The organism is Solihabitans fulvus (assembly GCF_008386585.1).
Taxonomy (GTDB): domain Bacteria; phylum Actinomycetota; class Actinomycetes; order Mycobacteriales; family Pseudonocardiaceae; genus Solihabitans; species Solihabitans fulvus.
Genome location: NZ_VUOB01000076.1, coordinates 54879 through 70918 on the forward strand (window position 1 = coordinate 54879; position 16040 = coordinate 70918).

Consider the following 16040-nt stretch of genomic DNA (forward strand, 5'->3'; position numbering starts at 1 on the left):
GAGAATGGTCATTTCAACTGGTCCGCCGAGTAGTAGCCGGAGTCCACCAGCACCTTCTGGAGGTTGTCCTTGCCGACGACCACCGGCTGGAGCAGCTGGCTCGGCACGACCTTGACCCCGTTGTTGTAGTCCGTGGTGTTGTTCACCTGCGGCTTGTCGCCCTTGAGCACGGTGTCTGCCATGCCAACGGTGGCCTTGGCCAGGTCACGGGTGTCCTTGAAGACCGTCGAGTACTGCTCGCCGGCGATGATCGACTTGACCGAGGCGACCTCCGCGTCCTGCCCGGTCACCACAGGGTAGGGCTGCGAACCCGTGCCGTAGCCGTTGCTCTTGAGCGCGGACAGGATGCCGATCGACAGCCCGTCGTACGGCGAGAGCACGCCAGCAACGGTCTGGCCGCCGTGGTAGGTCTTGGTCAGCAGGTCCTCCATCCGACGCTGCGCGGTCGCCGGGTCCCACCGCAGGATCGCCACCGTCGCGAAGTCGGTCTGTCCACTCGCGACCTTCAGCACGCCCTTGTCCAGGTACGGCTTCAACACCGACATCGCGCCGTTGAAGAAGAACGTGGCGTTGTTGTCGTCCGGCGAGCCGGCGAACAGCTCGACGTTGAACGGCCCGGTGACGCTAGGGTCGTCCGTGCCGTCGACCTTCTTGATCTTCAGCCCGGTCAGCAGCGAGGTCGCCTGCTCGACGCCGACCTTGAAGTTGTCGAACGTGGCGTAGTAGTCCACGTTCGGGCTGTTGCGGATCAGCCGGTCGTACGCGATGACCGGGATCTTCTTGTCCGCAGCCTCCTGAAGCTGGGTGGTGATCGCCGTGCCGTCGATCGAGGCGATCACGAGCAGCTTCGCGCCCTTGGTGATCTGGTTCTCGATCTGGTTCACCTGCGTCGGGATGTCGTTCTCGGCGTACTGGAGGTCCACCTTGTAGCCCAGCTTCTCCAGCTGTGCCTTGATGTTGTCCCCGTCATGGATCCAACGCTCGGACGACTTCGTCGGCATCGTCACGCCGACCAACCCGCCCGCGTTGGCCCCTGGCTGCGAGGCCTGGTCGGCGGTCTTGGCGCTCGACCCGCACGCGGAGAGCGTGACGGCGAGCGCGAGGACTCCAGCGACAGCGGCGATTCTCATCAGATTCCTCCCTTGAGCCGGTAGTACGCCTGGTTCCAGCGCACCCGGTCGGCGAACGTGCTTGGGGTGGTGTCCCTGTCGATCACCAACAACTCGGTGTTCACCATGGTTGAGAAGTCACGCAGGGTCTCGACGCCGACGGCCTGGGTCAGCACGGTGTGGTGCGGTCCGCCGGCGATGAGCCACGACTCGGCGGACGTCGACAGCGACGGGCTCGGCCGCCACACCGCCCGCGCGACCGGCAGGCGCTCCAGCGGTTCGTCCGGCGGGACGACCTCGATCTCGTTGGCCACGAACCGGAACCGGTCGCCGAGGTCGGCAAGGCCGATGACGACGCCGGGGCCGGAAGCGGAGTCGAACACGAGCCGTACCGGGTCCTCCCTGCCGCCGATGCCGAGCGGGTGGATCTCGCAGGACGGCCGCTGCCCGGCGATGCTCGGGCACACCTCCAGCATGTGCGCGCCGAGGATCTTCGGCTCGCCCGGTCCGAAGTGGTAGGTGTAGTCCTCCATGAACGACGTGCCCCGACCGGTGCCGTGGCCCATCGCCTTCACTGCCGCGAGGAGCGCGGAGGTCTTCCAGTCCCCCTCGCCACCGAAGCCGTAGCCGTCGGCCATCAGCCGCTGCACGGCCAGGCCGGGCAACTGGCGCAGACCGCCGAGGTCCTCGAAGTTCGTGGTGAACGCGCCGAAACCGCCGTCGGTGAGGAACCCGCGCAGGCCGACCTCGATCCTGGCCGCGTATCTCAGCGCATCGCGCCGATCACCGCCGGCCCGGAGCTCGGGAGCCAGGTCGTAGACGTCGGCGTACTCGGCGACGAGCGCGTCCACCGCGCCGTCCGGCACGGCGTCGACCCGCTCGACCAGGTCGTTGACCCCGTGGGTGTTCACCGAGACGCCGAACCTCAGCTCGGCCTCGACCTTGTCGCCCTCGGTCACGGCGACGTCCCGCATGTTGTCGCCGAACCGGGCCAACTTCAGCGAGCGCAGGTGCGCGAGGCCCGTGGCCGCTCGCACCCATTCGTCGACGCGTCCGACCAGCCGAGGGTCGCTCGCGTGCCCGACAACGGTCTTGCGGGCGACCCCGAGTCGCGTCTGGATGTAGCCGAACTCGCGGTCGCCGTGCGCGGCCTGGTTGAGGTTCATGAAGTCCATGTCGATGGTTCGCCATGGCAGCGCCTCGTTGAGCTGGGTGTGCAGGTGCAGCAGCGGCTTGCGCAGCATGTCCAGCCCGGTGATCCACATCTTCGCGGGCGAGAAGGTGTGCATCCACGCGATCACGCCGACGCACGTCGGGTCGGCGTTCGCGGCGAGCATCACCTGGCGGATGCCGGCGGTGCCGGTGAGCACCGGGTGGCCGACGATGTCCGCGGCGATGGCGCCGGAGTCGGCCAACATTCGCTGGATCTGCTGCGACTGGGCGGCGACCTGGTCCAGGGTGTCCTGGCCGTAGAGGGCTTGGCTTCCGGTGAGGAACCAGACCCGGGGCTTGCTTTCCACCTGTGTCATCAACGCTCCTGGTGCTGGCCGTAGACGTTCTGATAGCGGTCGTGCAGCCGGTCGATGTCCTCCTGGCGCAACGGTTCTGGCGTGCCGAGCTGACGCGCGATGTGGACGGTCCTGGCCACGTCCTCCACCATCACCGCCGCCTTGACCGCCGATCGCGCGTCCCTGCCGACCGTGAACGGACCGTGGTTGCGCATCAGCACCGCGGGCGACCGGCTGCCGCGCAGGGTGTCCACGATCCCTCGGCCGATCGAGTCGTCACCGATCATGGCGAACGGCCCGACCGGGACCTCCCCGCCGAACTCGTCCGCGATCATGGTGAGCACGCACGGAATCGGTTCTCCGCGCGCGGCCCACGCCGTCGCGAAGGTCGAGTGCGTGTGGACGACCCCGCCGACCTCGGGCATGTGTCGGTAGACGTACGCGTGGGCGGCGGTGTCCGAGGACGGCGCGAACCGGCCGTGCACCAGTTCTCCGTGCAGGTCGGTGACGACCATGGTGTCCTCGGTGAGTTGGTCGTAGGACACCCCGGACGGCTTGATCACCATCAGGTCCTCGCCAGGGACACGGGCGGAGACGTTGCCAGCGGTCCAGATCACCAGCTCGTTGCGGGTCAGCTCCCCGTGCAGCGCGGCGACTGTCCGGCACAGGTCTGCGACCGTGTCCAGCACGGCCGTGGACATGGGCATCTACTTCTGTCCCTTCTGGACTTTGCGGCGGGCCCGGAGCCGGTGCATGACATCGTTGCCGCCCCGGCCGAAGTAGTCGTGCAACATCCGGTACTCCTCGAACAGCTCCTGGTACGCCTCGACATTGACCTCGATCGGCAGGTAGACGTCCTTGGCCATCGAGCCCATGGCGTTCGCCGCGGCGTGGATGTCCTGGTACGCCCCGGCTGCGACGGCGGCGTGCATCGCCGACCCAAGGGCGGGTCCCTGCGCCGAGCCGATGGTGGACAGCGGCAGGTTCGTGACGTCCGCGTAGATCTGCATGAGCAGGTCGTTGCGCACCAACCCGCCCGCGATCACCAGCTCCCGCACCGGCACACCCGCGTCGATGAACGTGTCGACGATCATGCGCGTGCCGAACGCCGTTGCCTCAAGCAACGCGCGGTAGACGTCCTCCGGCTTGGTCGCCAGCGTCTGCCCGACGACGACGCCGGACAGTTCGTGGTCGACCAGCACCGAACGGTTTCCGAGGTGCCAGTCAAGGGCGATCAGGCCGTGCTCGCCGATGCGCTGGTCGCGGGCCAGGTTGGTGAGGTGTTCGTGCGGATCCGCCACCTGGTACGGAACGCAGTTGTCGACGAACCAGGCGAAGATGTCGCCGACCCCGCTCTGCCCTGCCTCATACCCCCAGAGCCCCGGCACGATCCCGCCGTCGACGACCCCACACATGCCCGGCACCTCGCGGAGTTCGGCGCCGTTCATCACGTGACACGTGGAGGTCCCCATGATGGCGACCATCTGCCCTGGCTCGACGGCCCGCGCCGCGGGCGCGGTGACATGGGCGTCGACGTTGCCCACCGCGACGGCGATACCCTCGGGCAGTCCCGTCCACGCGGCCGCCTCGGCGGTGAGCATTCCGGCCGGCGCGCCGAGCTGTCCCAGCGGATGGGCGAGCTTGTCCACGACGAAGTCGCCGAAGTCGGGGTTCAGCTCGGCGAGGAAGTCCCTGCTCGGGTACTGCCCGTCCTGGTAGATGCCCTTGTACCCGGCCGTGCACGCGTTTCGTACGTAGTTCCCGGTGAGCTGCCAGACGATCCAGTCCGCGAGCTCCACGAGGTGGCGCGTCGCGGCGTACACCTGTGGCGCGTCCTCGAGGATCTCCAGGGCCTTGGCGAACTCCCACTCGGCGGAGATCAGCCCGCCGTACCGTGGCAACCACTTCTCGGTCCTGGCCCGAGCGAGATCGTTGATCCGGTCGGCCTGCGGCTGGGCCGCGTGATGCTTCCAGAGCTTGACGTAGGCGTGCGGCTCGTCGGCGAACTCCGGCAGCTCGCACAACGGTGTGCCGGCGGAGGTGACCGGGACCACCGTGCACGCTGTGAAGTCCGTGCCGATACCGATCACGTCCCGAGGGTCGGCGCCGGCGTCGCGCAGGGCCTCGGGCACCGCGGTGCGCAGCACCTCGATGTAGTCCATGGGGACCTGGAGTGCCCAGTCCGGCGGGAGCGCACGGCCGCTGGGCAGGGCCCGGTCGAGGACGCCGTGCGGGTACTCGTGGACAGCACTGCCGAGCTCGGCGCCGTCACGTACCCGGACCACGACGGCCCGCCCGGAGAGGGTGCCGAAGTCGACACCGACGACCAGGGGTTCCGCGTGTGCTGACACAGGCCCTCCTTTGCAGTGTTAGCGCTAACATTTCGCTCGCGCGTCAGTCAGGCAGAACTGGTTACCGTGTGCGGCGGGTGACCAGCCGCTGTAGGACGATGAACAGGAACAGCAGTGCGCCGATCACGATCCGGGTCCACCAGGAGCTGAGCGTGCCGTCGAAGGTGATCAGCGTCTGGATGACGCCGAGCACGGTGACGCCGAGCACGGTGCCGAGGAGGTAGCCGGATCCTCCGGTCAGCACTGTTCCGCCGATGACAACCGCCGCGATGGCGTCCAGCTCCATCCCGATGGCGTGCAACGGGTTGCCGGACAACGTGTAGAACGCCAGCAACAGGCCGCCGAGCGCGGAACAGAAACCGCTGACCGCGTAGATCTGGATCTTCGTGCGGCCCACCGGCAGGCCCATCAACATCGCGGACTGCTCGCTGCCGCCGACCGCGTACACCGTGCGGCCGAATCGCGTGTAGTGCAGCACGTACACGCCCACCGCGACCACGACCAGCGCGATCACCACGCCGATGGACACGTGCGTGCCACCGGGCAGCGAGATCGGCGTCTGGGCGACGTAGGTGAAGAACGGGTTCGTGATCGAGATCGACTCGACGCTGATGGTGTAGCAGAGCCCGCGCGCCAGGAACATCCCAGCGAGGGTCACCACGAACGGTTGCAGCTCGAAGAAGTGGATGACCGCACCCATGCCCAGTCCGAGACTGGCGCCGATCACCAGGACCACCAGGATGACGACGGGAGCAGGCCACCCGTGCCCGAGCAGCTTCGCGGACACCAGGGTGGACAGCGCGACAACCGAGCCGACCGACAGGTCGATGCCCCCGCTGAGGATCACGAACGTCATCCCCGCGGCGACCACCAACAGGAACGCGTTGTCGATCAGGAGGTTCAGCACCACCTGCGAGTCGGCGAAGCCGTCGTACCTGGCAGAGCCGAATCCGAAGGCGCCGACGAGCATCACCAGCGTGGCCAGGATCGGGAGATAGCGCTTGCGGGACACGGTCAGCGTGGTCATAGCGTCACCTCCACTTTTTCGTCCTTGACGACCGGGACCGACCGACGGGACCGGCGGGCGAACTTCCGCCGGAACTGCGGCGACTGCACTAGGCACACCGCCAGCACCACGACCGCCTTGAACAGCAGCGTGGTCTCCGGCGGGATCCCCAGGGTGTAGACAGTCGTGGACAGGGTCTGGATGAGCAACGCGCCGATGACCGTGCCGCCGAAGGAGAACCGGCCGCCGGTCAGGCGCGTGCCGCCGATGACCACCGCGAGGATGGCGTCCAGCTCGATCCACAGGCCGGCGTTGTTGCCGTCGGCGCTGGAGACGTTCGAGCTGATCATCAGCCCGGCCACGCCGGCGCACAGGCCGCAGAAGACGTACGTGAGCCAGATCAGCCGCCGGGACGCCACCCCGGCGAGCCTGCTCGCCTCCGGGTTCCCGCCGACCGCCTCGATCAGCATGCCCAGCGCGGACTTGCGGACCGCCAGGGACGAGATCCCGAATGCGGCCAGCGCGATCAGGATCGACAACGGCACCGTGGCCACGAAGCCGCCGCCGATGTCCCGGTAGTGGGTGCCGGTGATGGTGATGATCTGGCCGTCGGTGATCAGCTGGGCCAGGCCGCGGCCGGCCACCATGAGGATCAACGTCCCCACGATCGGCTGCACCCCGAGCACGCTCACCAGGAACCCGTTGCACGCCCCGAGAAGCAGGCTCAGTGCGATGGCGATCCCCACTGCTCCCAGGGTCCCGCCGAGACTGTTCTGGTCTCCGAGCCTGCTCACCCAGAGGCACGCGACGGCCCCGCTGATGGCGACCACGGACCCAACGGACAGGTCGATGCCGCCGGTCGCGATGACGAGGGTCATGCCGAGGGCGACGAGAATGAGCGGGGCGCCGAACCGAAGAATGTCGATCAGGCTGCCGTAGAGGTGGCCCTCGCGGAACTGGACGGCGAAGAACCTCGGCGACGCGACGAAGTTGCCGAGAAGCAGCAGAACGAGGGCGGCAGCTGGCCAGAACAGGCGGTGTTTGACCAAGCGGGCGTAGGTGTTCACCGCTCCCCTCCGTCCGCGATGGTTGCCATGATGTCGTCCGGAGTGAGCGAGTCGTTCGCCAGTTGGGCCACGACGTGGCGGTCCCGCAGCACGGCCACCTTGTCACTCACCCTCAGCACTTCCTCCAACTCCGCGGAGATGAACACCACCGCCATGCCGTCCGCCGTCAGCTCCGCGACCAGCCGCTGGATCTCGGCCTTCGCGCCGACGTCGATGCCCCTGGTCGGTTCGTCCAGGATCAGCAGCTTCGGTTCGGTGATCAGCCACCGCGCGAGCAGGACCTTCTGCTGGTTGCCACCGGACAGGTCGCCGGCCCTGGCCTCCGGGTCGGCCGGACGGATGTCCAGCAATTCGATGCTCCTGGCGACGATCTCGTCCTGCCGGCGCCGGGACAGCGGTCTGGTCCAGCCGCGGGCCGCCTGCATCGCGAGGATGATGTTCTCGCGGACGGTCAGATCCTGGATCAGGCCCTCGGTCTTGCGGTTCTCCGAGCAGAAGGCGATTCCCTTGCTCACGGCCACCCGAGGTGACCGCAACGCGACCGGGGTGTCGTCGATCCGCACCTCACCGGAGTCCGCGTGGTCGGCGCCGAACAGCAGCCGGGCGAGCTCGGTCCGTCCAGATCCGAGCAGCCCGGCCAGCCCGAGCACCGAACCGCGCGAGATCTCCAGCGAGAAGGGCGCGACGCTCCCCTTGCGGCCGAGGTCCGACGCCTGCATGAGCGTCCCCTCGCCGTGCCGCACCTCGCCACGGAGCCCCTCCAGCACGGGGAGGTCCTTGCCGATCATCTTCGCGACCAGCTCCCGTGCCGTGATGTCGGTGTACTCGCCGACGAGTTTCCCGTTGCGCAGCACGGTCATCCGGTCCGCGATGGCCAGGACCTGGTCGATGAAGTGCGACACGAACAGGATCGCCATGCCCTGGGCGCGCAGCGACCGCATCACGCCGAGCAGCCGCTCGACCTCGCCAGGGTCCAGGCTGGACGTCGGCTCGTCCAGGACGAGGACGCGCGCGTCCACGTCCAGCGCACGCGCGATGGCGACGAGCTGTTGGACGGCGATCGACTGCTGGCCAAGCGGCGCCGACACGTCCAGCGACACCTCCAGCCTGGCCAGCAGCTCGACCGCCCGGCGACGCAGCGCCGACCAGTGGATCCGACCGAACCGACGGGGCTCGCGGCCCAGCAGGATGTTCTCCGCGACCGACAGGTTCGGGCACAGGTTCACCTCCTGGTAGACCGTGCTCACGCCGCCGCGCTGGGCCGCGGCGGGGCCGGCGAAGGACACGGGCTCGCCCGCGAACAGGACAGTGCCCGCGTCCACGCCGTGCACCCCCGTCAGGACCTTGATCAACGTGGACTTCCCGGCGCCGTTCTCGCCCATCAGGGCGTGCACCTCACCGGGGAACAAACGGAAGTCCACGTCGTCAAGCGCGACGACACCCGCGAACTCCTTGCGGATGCCCGTCATCCGCAGAATCTCGGCCGGCATGGATCAGTACTGCCTCTGCGGCAGCGCGGTCTTGGCGGCGGCCTGGTCGAACTCGGTCTCCGTGGTCTCGATCCTCGCCGGCACGTCCTGGCCGGCCGAGACCTTCTTGACCAGATCCATCAGCTGCGGGCCGAGCAGTGGGTTGCACTCGACCACGTGGTTGATCTTACCGTCGACCAGCGCCTGCAACGCGTCGTGGACACCGTCCACGGAGACGATCTTGATGTCCTTGCCTGGCACCTTGCCCGCGCCCTCGATGGCCTCGATGGCGCCGAGCGCCATGTCGTCGTTGTGCGCGTACAGCACGTCGATCTTGCTCTGCGACTTCAGGAACGCCTCCATCACCTCCTTGCCCTTGGCGCGGGTGAAGTCACCGGTCTGCGAGGCGACGATCTTGAACTTCGGGTCGGCCGCGATCACGTCGCCGAAGCCCTTCTTGCGGTCGTTCGCGGGCGCCGAGCCCGTGGTGCCCTGCAGCTCCACGATGTTCACGTCCCCGGGCGCGGAGGCGTACTCCTTGGTCAGCCACTGGCCGGCCTTCTGCCCCTCCTTCACGAAGTCCGAACCGAGGAAGGTCTTGTAGAGCGTCTTGTCGGGCGAGTCGATTGCGCGGTCGGTCAGCACCACCGGGATGTTGGCGGTCTTCGCCTCCTTGAGCACGGTGTCCCAGCCCGACTCGACCACCGGCGAGAACGCGATGACCTTGACCTTCTGCTGGATGTACGACCGGATCGCCTTGATCTGGTTCTCCTGCTTCTGCTGCGCGTCGGAGAACTTCAGCTCGATCCCGGCCGACTTGGCCGAGTCCTGGATCGACTTGGTGTTCGCGGTCCGCCACCCGCTCTCCGCGCCGACCTGGGCGAAGCCAAGGCTGATCGCCCCACCGCCACTTCCGGACCCACTGCCGCTGCCACTGCTACTGCCACAGGCGGACAGGAGCAGCGCTCCGACACCGACGACCACACCAGCGGCCCATTTCCTGTTTAACATCGACACTCCATGTTAGCGCTAACATTCAGGTCATCACTTACGTTGCGGCCACCCCGTAGGGGGTTACCGCGGCCCGGTGCTCTCCCGGACGATCAGTTCGGCCTCGACCAGGTCGCGGACTTTTCCGTCGGCCAGTTCGCCCGCGATCCGTTGGGCCAGAATCTGGAACGTGCGTCGCCCGACCTCGATGAAGTCCTGACGCACGGTGGTCAGCGGCGGGCTGAAGTACGCCGCCTCGGGGATGTCGTCGAATCCGGCGACGTGCACGTCGCGGGGAACGCGGATGCCGGCTTCGGAGAACGCCCGCAACAGCCCGAGCGCCATCTGGTCGTTGGCGACGAACACCGCGGACACCCCCTTCACCTTGGCCAGCGCCCGGCCCGCCTCGTACCCGGACCGTGGGCTCCAGTCGCCCCGGACGACCTCGGGCACCGGTGCCTTGTACCGCTTGAGGGTCTCCCGCCAGGCACGTTCCCGCGCCCGCGCCTCCAGCCAGTCGGCCGGGCCGCCAACATGCCACACCGTCTTGTGCCCCAGCGCAAGCAGGTGTTCGGTCGCGCGTTTGGCGCCGTCGTACTGGTCGACGGCCACCACCGGAACGGCCGCCCGTTCGCCTCCGGCGACCGCCACCAACGGCATGTCCTTTGGCACCGCGTCCAACGCCTTGACCACGGCGACGTGCGGCGCGATCACCACGATGCCCTCGACCGCCTGCCGCCGGAGGTTGTCCACCGCATCGGCGATGGACGTCCGGTGCGGGACGCCGACGCTGGAGATCGCAACCGAGTACCCGGCCTCGCTGGCGGCCTTCTCGATGCCGTACAGCGTGCTCGCCGGGCCGTAGAGCATGGAGTCCAGCGCGACCACGCCGAGCACGCCGGTCCGGCCCGTGACCAACGCACGGGCAGCCGAGTTCGGCCGGTAGTCCAGCCGCGCCACCGCGGCCATCACCCTGGCCCGGGTCTCCGCCCGGACCGGGCCGGTGCCGTTGACCACCCGGGACACCGTCATGTGTGAGACGCCGGCCAGCTCGGCCACGTCGGTCAGGCTCGCCTGCCGCTCGGACGGGTTGCCACTGGACATACAGCCAACCTCCGTCCGCTACGCCGCGTCGTGACGATGGGTAGTGTTAGCGATAACACATACCGCGTCAAGCCCTGTAACAACAGCGTGACAAAGGTACCGGTTCAGATCGCGGCCGCTCCCCCACCTCGACCCCGAGGATCAGCCCACGATCCGCAGGGTCACCTCGGCTCCCGTCGCCCGGACGACCACGCCGTCCTGGTCCAGTTCCGCCCTCCCGCCGGCCACCGCGTCAACATCCCGAAGCCCCTCCAGTCGGACCTGCCAACTCGACGGCGGCCGGGTCGCCTCGATCCGCAGGTCGTCGCCTCGACGGTGCGTGGCGAACACCGTGTCGCCGACGGCCGTGACCTGGGTCCCCTCCCGGAGCGAGTACAGCCGCAACGTGACGTCCTCGGCGTAGGCGTAGTCCGGTCGGGAGTCGACCGCGCCGACCGGCAGGACCGTGTTGGGGCGCACCAGGATCGGCATCTCCAGGAATCCGCGCCGGTCACGGACCCACCTCGGCCCGGACACGGCCTGCCCGGTCAGCAGGTCCGTCCACTCCCCCTCGGGCACGTAGTACGAGACGTCGCCATCGTCGGAGAACACCGGCGCCACGAGCAGGCTGTCGCCGAGCATGTACTGGCGCTCCAGATGCGTGCACGCCGGGTCGTCGGGGAACTCCAGCACCATCGCCCGCATCATCGGCACGCCCTGGGCCACGGCCTGCCGGGCCACCTGGTCCAGATACGGCATCAACCGCGCCTTCAGTTTCGAGAACCGCCGCAGCACGTCGACCGACTCCTCGTCGAACAGCCACGGCACCCGGTAGGAGTCGCTGCCGTGCAGCCGGCTGTGCGAGGACAGCAGCCCGAACGCGATCCACCGCTTGAACAACGCCGGCGACGGTGTGCCCTCGAAACCGCCGATGTCGTGGCTCCAGAACCCGAACCCGGACATTCCCAGCGACAGCCCGCCGCGCAGGCTCTCCGCCATCGCCTCGTAGGTCGACTCGCAGTCTCCCCCCCAGTGCACCGGAAGCTGTTGCGACCCGGTCGTGGCCGACCGCGCGAACACCACGGCCTGGCCACGTCCGCGCAACACGTCGAAGACCGTCCGGTTGTACAGGTACGCGTAGTAGTTGTGCATCCGCTGCGGATCGGATCCGTCGTGGTAGACCACGTCGGTGGGGATTCGCTCGCCGAAGTCGGTCTTGAAGCAGTCCACTCCCTGATCCAGCAGGACTTCCAGCTTGGCCGCGTACCACGCGCGGGCGGCCGGGTTGGTGAAGTCCACCAGCGCCATCCCCGGCTGCCACCGGTCCCACTGCCACACGTCGCCGTTCGGCTTCCGCAGCAGATACCCGCCAGCCACACCCTCGGCGAACAGCGCGGACCGCTGGGCGACGTACGGGTTGATCCACACCGAGATCCGCAGGCCGCGGGCCTTGAGCCTGGCCAGCATCCCGACCGGGTCGGGGAAGGTCCGTGGATCCCACTCGAAGTCGCACCAGTGCAGGTCGCGCATCCAGAAGCAGTCGAAGTGGAAGACGCTCAACGGCAGGTCGCGATCGGCCATGCCGTCGATGAAGTCGGTGACCGTCTTCTCGTCGTAGGACGTGGTGAACGACGTCGACAGCCACAGCCCGAACGACCATGCCGGCGGCAGCACCGGCCGGCCGGTCAGCGCCGTGTACCTGCGAAGGATGTCCTTCGGGGTGGGGCCGTAGATGACGAAGTACTCCAGTGACTGTCCCTCGACGCTGAACTGGACCCGGGACGTCACCTCGGAGGCGACCTCGAACGACACCCGGCCGGGGTGGTTGACGAACACGCCGTATCCGGCGTTGGTCAGGTAGAACGGGACGTTCTTGTACGCCTGCTCGCTCGTGGTGCCCGCGTCCGCGTTCCAGATGTCCACCTCCTGGCCGTTGCGGACCATCGGCCCGAACCGCTCGCCAAGGCCGTAGACGGTGTCCCCGACACCAAGGTTCAGCTGTTCACGGACGTAGTGCCGGCCGTCCAACGTCATGAAGCCCATGCCCTTGACGCCGGTGGACGTGAGCACCGCGCCCGCAGCGGCGAAGTCCAGTCCCCATTCGTCCTGGCTCACCCGCACCGACAGGTCTCCGGAGGTCAGCACGACGCCACTGTCCTCATGCGACACCGTGCCGCCGGATTCGCCGCCGGCGATCTCGAAGTGCGGCCCGTTGTCCATCTCGCCGTGGAAATGCGCGATCGTCACGCGGATCACGTCGGCCATTGGCGCGTCGAGGCCCACGGTGACCAGTGGCCCCTTGAGCAGGTCACCCCGGTGGCGGATGTGCTGGACGGGTGCGTGCACCACGAGCGAGCCCGGCCCCTCGGTGATGTCGTGCACCTCCGCCGGGTACACCGCCTCCACCCCGGATTTGAGCAGCCAGTACCCGTCGCTGAACTTCATTTGACCGCCCCTGCTGTGATTCCACGGGTCAACGTGCGCTGGAAGACAAGGAAGAACGCGATCGCCGGGATCACGCCGAGCAGCGCCGACGCGCTCGTCATGGTCGCGTCCATCATCCGCTGGCCCTGGAGCACCCCGAGCGCGACAGTGACGGTCTGGTTCTCGTTGGAGATCAACAGCACCAGCGGCAGGAAGAACTCGTTCCACGTCCAGATGAAGAAGAACACCATCAGCATGCCCAGGGTCGGCCGGCTGACCGGGACCACGATCCGCAGCAGCGTCTGTAGCTTGCCGGCGCCGTCGATCCTGGCGGCCTCGAGCAGCTCGGGCGGGAAGGCGACGAACGTGGACGAGAGCAGGTACGTGCCGAACGCGCCCTGGATGATCGTGAAGACGAGGATCACGCCCAGCCGCGTGTCGTACAGCCCGGTCTGGTTGGCCAGGTAGTACAGCGGGTAGACCAGCGCCTCCTGGGGCACCGTGTTGGCGACCAGGAACACGACCAGGATCCAGGTCCGGCCCCTGACCCGGCCGATGCCAAGGGCGTACGCGTTCAACACCGACACCACGACGGCCAGCACCGCCACCGAGCCGCTGATCACGACGCTGTTGAGCAGCTTGCCGCCGAAGTCGACGCGCTGCCAGAAGTCGACGATCCCGTGCAGGTCGATACCGTGCGGCGGCTTGATCGGGCCGCCCGTCGCGTACTCGGCCGGCGACTTCACCGCGTTCATGGCCACGATCACGAACGGGACCAGCATCAGCACGGCCAGCAGGACCAGCGACCACAGGACCACATGCCGTCTCACGCCCGCTCACCCCGGTTCTGCACGCGCAGGAACACCGTGGTCAGGACCAGAATGAGGACCGTGAGCACGGTCGCGATCGCCGCTCCGTAGCCGACCTGGGTTCGTTCGAAGAAGTTCTGGAACGAGTAGTACGAGGGCACGTTCGTCGCGCCGCCCGGTCCGCCTCGGGTCAGCACGTAGATCGGCGGGAACACCTTCAACGCCGCGATCGTGCAGGTCAGCAGCACCACGAAGATCTCAGGCCGGATCTGCGGCACGGTCACGTGCCAGAACCGGCCCCACCAGGACGCCCCGTCCAGCTCGGCCGCCTCGTGCAGGGCCGGGTCCACCCGCTGCATCCCGGCCACGAAGATCACCACCGGGTAGCCGACCTGGATCCAGAGGAGCACGCCCATCACCGTGTACAGCGCCAGGTCCGGGTCGCCCAGCCAGTCCTGGGCCACCGCGCCGAGCCCCACCGCCCTGAGGACGTCGTTCAGCGCGCCGTCCGGTGCGAGGATCCACGTCCACACGATCCCGGCGACCGCGATCGGCAGCACCTGCGGCAGGTAGATGCACGCCCGCAGGACGCTCGCCGCCCTCGGACCGAACTTCCTGCCGACGAAGTCGAACAGGGCGGCCGCGATGACCAGGCCGGCCATCGTCGGCAACACGGCCATGGCCACCACGATGCCCACGTTGTGCCGGAACGAGGCCCAGAACACGCCGTCGGCGGCGAGCCGCCGGTAGTTGTCCAGGCCGATCCACTCCGGGGCACCGACGCCGGACCACTTCGTCAGGCTGATCCCGAGGTTCATCGCGAACGGCACCACGATCACGGCCACGAGCAGCACCGCGCCCGGGATCAGGAACGGCAGGTAGGAGGCGCGGTTTCGGTTCGTCATCTGCCGACGTTCGCCAGGTTCTCCTGGTACGGCTTGGCTATCTCGTCCAGCACCTGGCTTGGCGTGGCGGTCCCGGTGGTCAGCTTCTGTACCGCGGAGACGAGCTCGTCGTAGTAGCCGGGGGCCGGCCAGTCCGGGTAGAACGCCAGCCTGTCCTGGGTCGAGAGAACGCCGAAGTTGTCGGTGACCTCCTTGGCCTTGGGGTCACTCGCGCTGCCGTTGCGCACCAGCGGCACGCCGCCGGCGTCTCGCAGCGCGTCCTGGACGGGCGGGGACATGGTGATCGCGATGAAGTCGTACGCGAGGTCCTTGTTCTTCGAGCCCTTCGGGACCACCCACATGTTGCCGGCCGACCCGGCCGTCAGGCCCGGCCACAGCACCGAGCCCCACTGGAAGTCCTTGACGTCCTTGACCAGTCGGCCGAACCACCAACTGCCGGTGACCATGATCGGGGATCTGCCCTGGATGAACGACAGGCCCATGTCCTCGGCCTTGGCGCCGACCGAGTCCTTGCTGAGGTAGCCCTTGTGGACCCAGTCGGCGAACGTGGTCGCGCCGTAGGTCCACGCCGCGTCGTGGAAGTCGACCTTGCCGGTGTACCGCTGGTACCGGTCCACCCAGTCCCGACTGGCCTTGGTCAGGGCCAGCTCGTACATGAGCTGTTGCGCCGGGTACTCCTGTCCGGCGCTGGCCAGCGGTGTGATGCCCGCGGCCACGAACTTGTCCATCGCGGCCGTCAGCTGGTCCAGTGTCGTCGGCACAGCGATGCCGTACTTGGCGAACTGGTCCTTGTTGTAGTAGATGCTGACGTACTCGGCGTAGTTGGGCACGCCGTACCACCTGCCGGAGCCCATGACGCCCTTGTCGTCGTACCGCGCGGTGGTCTGGCTCTCCCCGGTGACCAGCTTGTCCCAGCCTCGCCTGGTCACCTCGTCGGTGAGGTCGGTGAGCAGCCCCTGCCTGGCCAGCAGGCCCGACGTGGCGTTGCCCTTGTCGTACTCCAGCACGTCCGGAGCGTCCTTGGAGTTCAGCACCATCGGCGCGGTCTTGCGGATCTGCTCGAACCCCTTCTCCTCAAGCACGACCTTGACGTCCGGATGGGCCGCCTCGAACTGCTTGACCGCCAACGCCCACGCGGCTCCCATGGCACTGTCCGGGCCTTCGTAGTGCCACAGCTTCAGGGTCCGCTGCCCGGCTCCCTGCCCCGAACTACAGCCTCCCACTGCGAGCAACAGGACGGCGACGATCGCGAGCACTCGGTAGAGCATCGTTCCTCCCGCACGTTCATCGAAGCGCTTCGACTAGCTAACCGCCTCGAC

Annotated in this window: 13 protein-coding genes; all 13 read right to left on the bottom strand. The window is 67.9% G+C overall.

Features of this window, described 5'->3' with window-relative positions; genetic code table 11:
• Positions 1-8: 8 nt before the first annotated feature.
• Positions 9-1130 (bottom strand): multiple monosaccharide ABC transporter substrate-binding protein, encoded by a 1122-nt coding sequence (gene chvE, locus F0L68_RS36370; protein ID WP_149854446.1) that lies wholly within the window; start codon positions 1128-1130, stop codon positions 9-11.
• The gene (araA, locus tag F0L68_RS36375; RefSeq protein WP_149854447.1) at positions 1130-2638 is read right to left on the bottom strand and encodes an L-arabinose isomerase; all 1509 of its coding nucleotides are present in this window, start codon (positions 2636-2638) and stop codon (positions 1130-1132) included. The genes chvE and araA overlap by 1 nt, the downstream gene beginning before the upstream one ends.
• Positions 2638-3324 carry an L-ribulose-5-phosphate 4-epimerase gene (locus F0L68_RS36380; RefSeq protein ID WP_149854448.1) on the bottom strand — a complete coding sequence of 229 codons (687 nt, stop codon included), beginning with the start codon at positions 3322-3324 and terminating at the stop codon, positions 2638-2640. Before F0L68_RS36380 ends, araA begins: the two co-directional genes overlap by 1 nt.
• Positions 3325-4968: a ribulokinase gene (gene araB / locus F0L68_RS36385; RefSeq protein ID WP_149854449.1), complete on the bottom strand. Its 1644-nt coding sequence runs from the start codon at positions 4966-4968 to the stop codon at positions 3325-3327.
• Between the two features lie 61 nt (positions 4969-5029).
• A complete protein-coding gene (yjfF, locus tag F0L68_RS36390) occupies positions 5030-5995 on the bottom strand; it encodes a galactofuranose ABC transporter, permease protein YjfF (protein WP_149854450.1) in 966 nt (321 codons plus the stop codon).
• The gene (locus F0L68_RS36395) at positions 5992-7041 is read right to left on the bottom strand and encodes an ABC transporter permease (protein ID WP_223199451.1); all 1050 of its coding nucleotides are present in this window, start codon (positions 7039-7041) and stop codon (positions 5992-5994) included. The genes yjfF and F0L68_RS36395 overlap by 4 nt, the downstream gene beginning before the upstream one ends.
• Complete coding sequence (locus F0L68_RS36400) at positions 7038-8531, bottom strand: sugar ABC transporter ATP-binding protein (RefSeq protein WP_223199452.1); 1494 nt, start codon at positions 8529-8531, stop codon at positions 7038-7040. The genes F0L68_RS36395 and F0L68_RS36400 overlap by 4 nt, the downstream gene beginning before the upstream one ends.
• Before the next feature lie 3 nt (positions 8532-8534).
• Positions 8535-9521, bottom strand: coding sequence for an ABC transporter substrate-binding protein (locus tag F0L68_RS36405; RefSeq protein WP_188317022.1), 987 nt, complete (start codon positions 9519-9521; stop codon positions 8535-8537).
• A 63-nt stretch (positions 9522-9584) separates the two neighbouring features.
• Positions 9585-10604, bottom strand: coding sequence for a LacI family DNA-binding transcriptional regulator (locus F0L68_RS36410; protein WP_149854452.1), 1020 nt, complete (start codon positions 10602-10604; stop codon positions 9585-9587).
• A 141-nt stretch (positions 10605-10745) separates the two neighbouring features.
• The gene (gene yicI, locus F0L68_RS36415) at positions 10746-13028 is read right to left on the bottom strand and encodes an alpha-xylosidase (protein WP_149854453.1); all 2283 of its coding nucleotides are present in this window, start codon (positions 13026-13028) and stop codon (positions 10746-10748) included.
• Complete coding sequence (locus tag F0L68_RS36420; protein WP_223199453.1) at positions 13025-13837, bottom strand: carbohydrate ABC transporter permease; 813 nt, start codon at positions 13835-13837, stop codon at positions 13025-13027. Before F0L68_RS36420 ends, yicI begins: the two co-directional genes overlap by 4 nt.
• On the bottom strand, positions 13834-14721 hold the full coding sequence (locus F0L68_RS36425; RefSeq protein ID WP_149854454.1) for a carbohydrate ABC transporter permease: 888 nt from the start codon (positions 14719-14721) through the stop codon (positions 13834-13836). Before F0L68_RS36425 ends, F0L68_RS36420 begins: the two co-directional genes overlap by 4 nt.
• On the bottom strand, positions 14718-15989 hold the full coding sequence (locus tag F0L68_RS36430; protein ID WP_149854455.1) for an ABC transporter substrate-binding protein: 1272 nt from the start codon (positions 15987-15989) through the stop codon (positions 14718-14720). The genes F0L68_RS36425 and F0L68_RS36430 overlap by 4 nt, the downstream gene beginning before the upstream one ends.
• Positions 15990-16040: the final 51 nt, after the last annotated feature.

Excerpts from the sequence above, each read along its gene's own strand:
- araA (WP_149854447.1), bottom strand. The coding sequence starts at position 2,638 with ATGACACAGGTGGAAAGCAAGCCCCGGGTCTGGTTCCTCACCGGAAGC.
- F0L68_RS36380 (WP_149854448.1), bottom strand. The coding sequence starts at position 3,324 with ATGCCCATGTCCACGGCCGTGCTGGACACGGTCGCAGACCTGTGCCGG.
- F0L68_RS36400 (WP_223199452.1), bottom strand. The coding sequence starts at position 8,531 with ATGCCGGCCGAGATTCTGCGGATGACGGGCATCCGCAAGGAGTTCGCG.
- chvE (WP_149854446.1), bottom strand. The coding sequence starts at position 1,130 with ATGAGAATCGCCGCTGTCGCTGGAGTCCTCGCGCTCGCCGTCACGCTC.
- F0L68_RS36425 (WP_149854454.1), bottom strand. The coding sequence starts at position 14,721 with ATGACGAACCGAAACCGCGCCTCCTACCTGCCGTTCCTGATCCCGGGC.
- yicI (WP_149854453.1), bottom strand. The coding sequence starts at position 13,028 with ATGAAGTTCAGCGACGGGTACTGGCTGCTCAAATCCGGGGTGGAGGCG.
- F0L68_RS36410 (WP_149854452.1), bottom strand. The coding sequence starts at position 10,604 with ATGTCCAGTGGCAACCCGTCCGAGCGGCAGGCGAGCCTGACCGACGTG.
- yjfF (WP_149854450.1), bottom strand. The coding sequence starts at position 5,995 with ATGACCACGCTGACCGTGTCCCGCAAGCGCTATCTCCCGATCCTGGCC.
- F0L68_RS36405 (WP_188317022.1), bottom strand. The coding sequence starts at position 9,521 with ATGTTAAACAGGAAATGGGCCGCTGGTGTGGTCGTCGGTGTCGGAGCG.
- F0L68_RS36430 (WP_149854455.1), bottom strand. The coding sequence starts at position 15,989 with ATGCTCTACCGAGTGCTCGCGATCGTCGCCGTCCTGTTGCTCGCAGTG.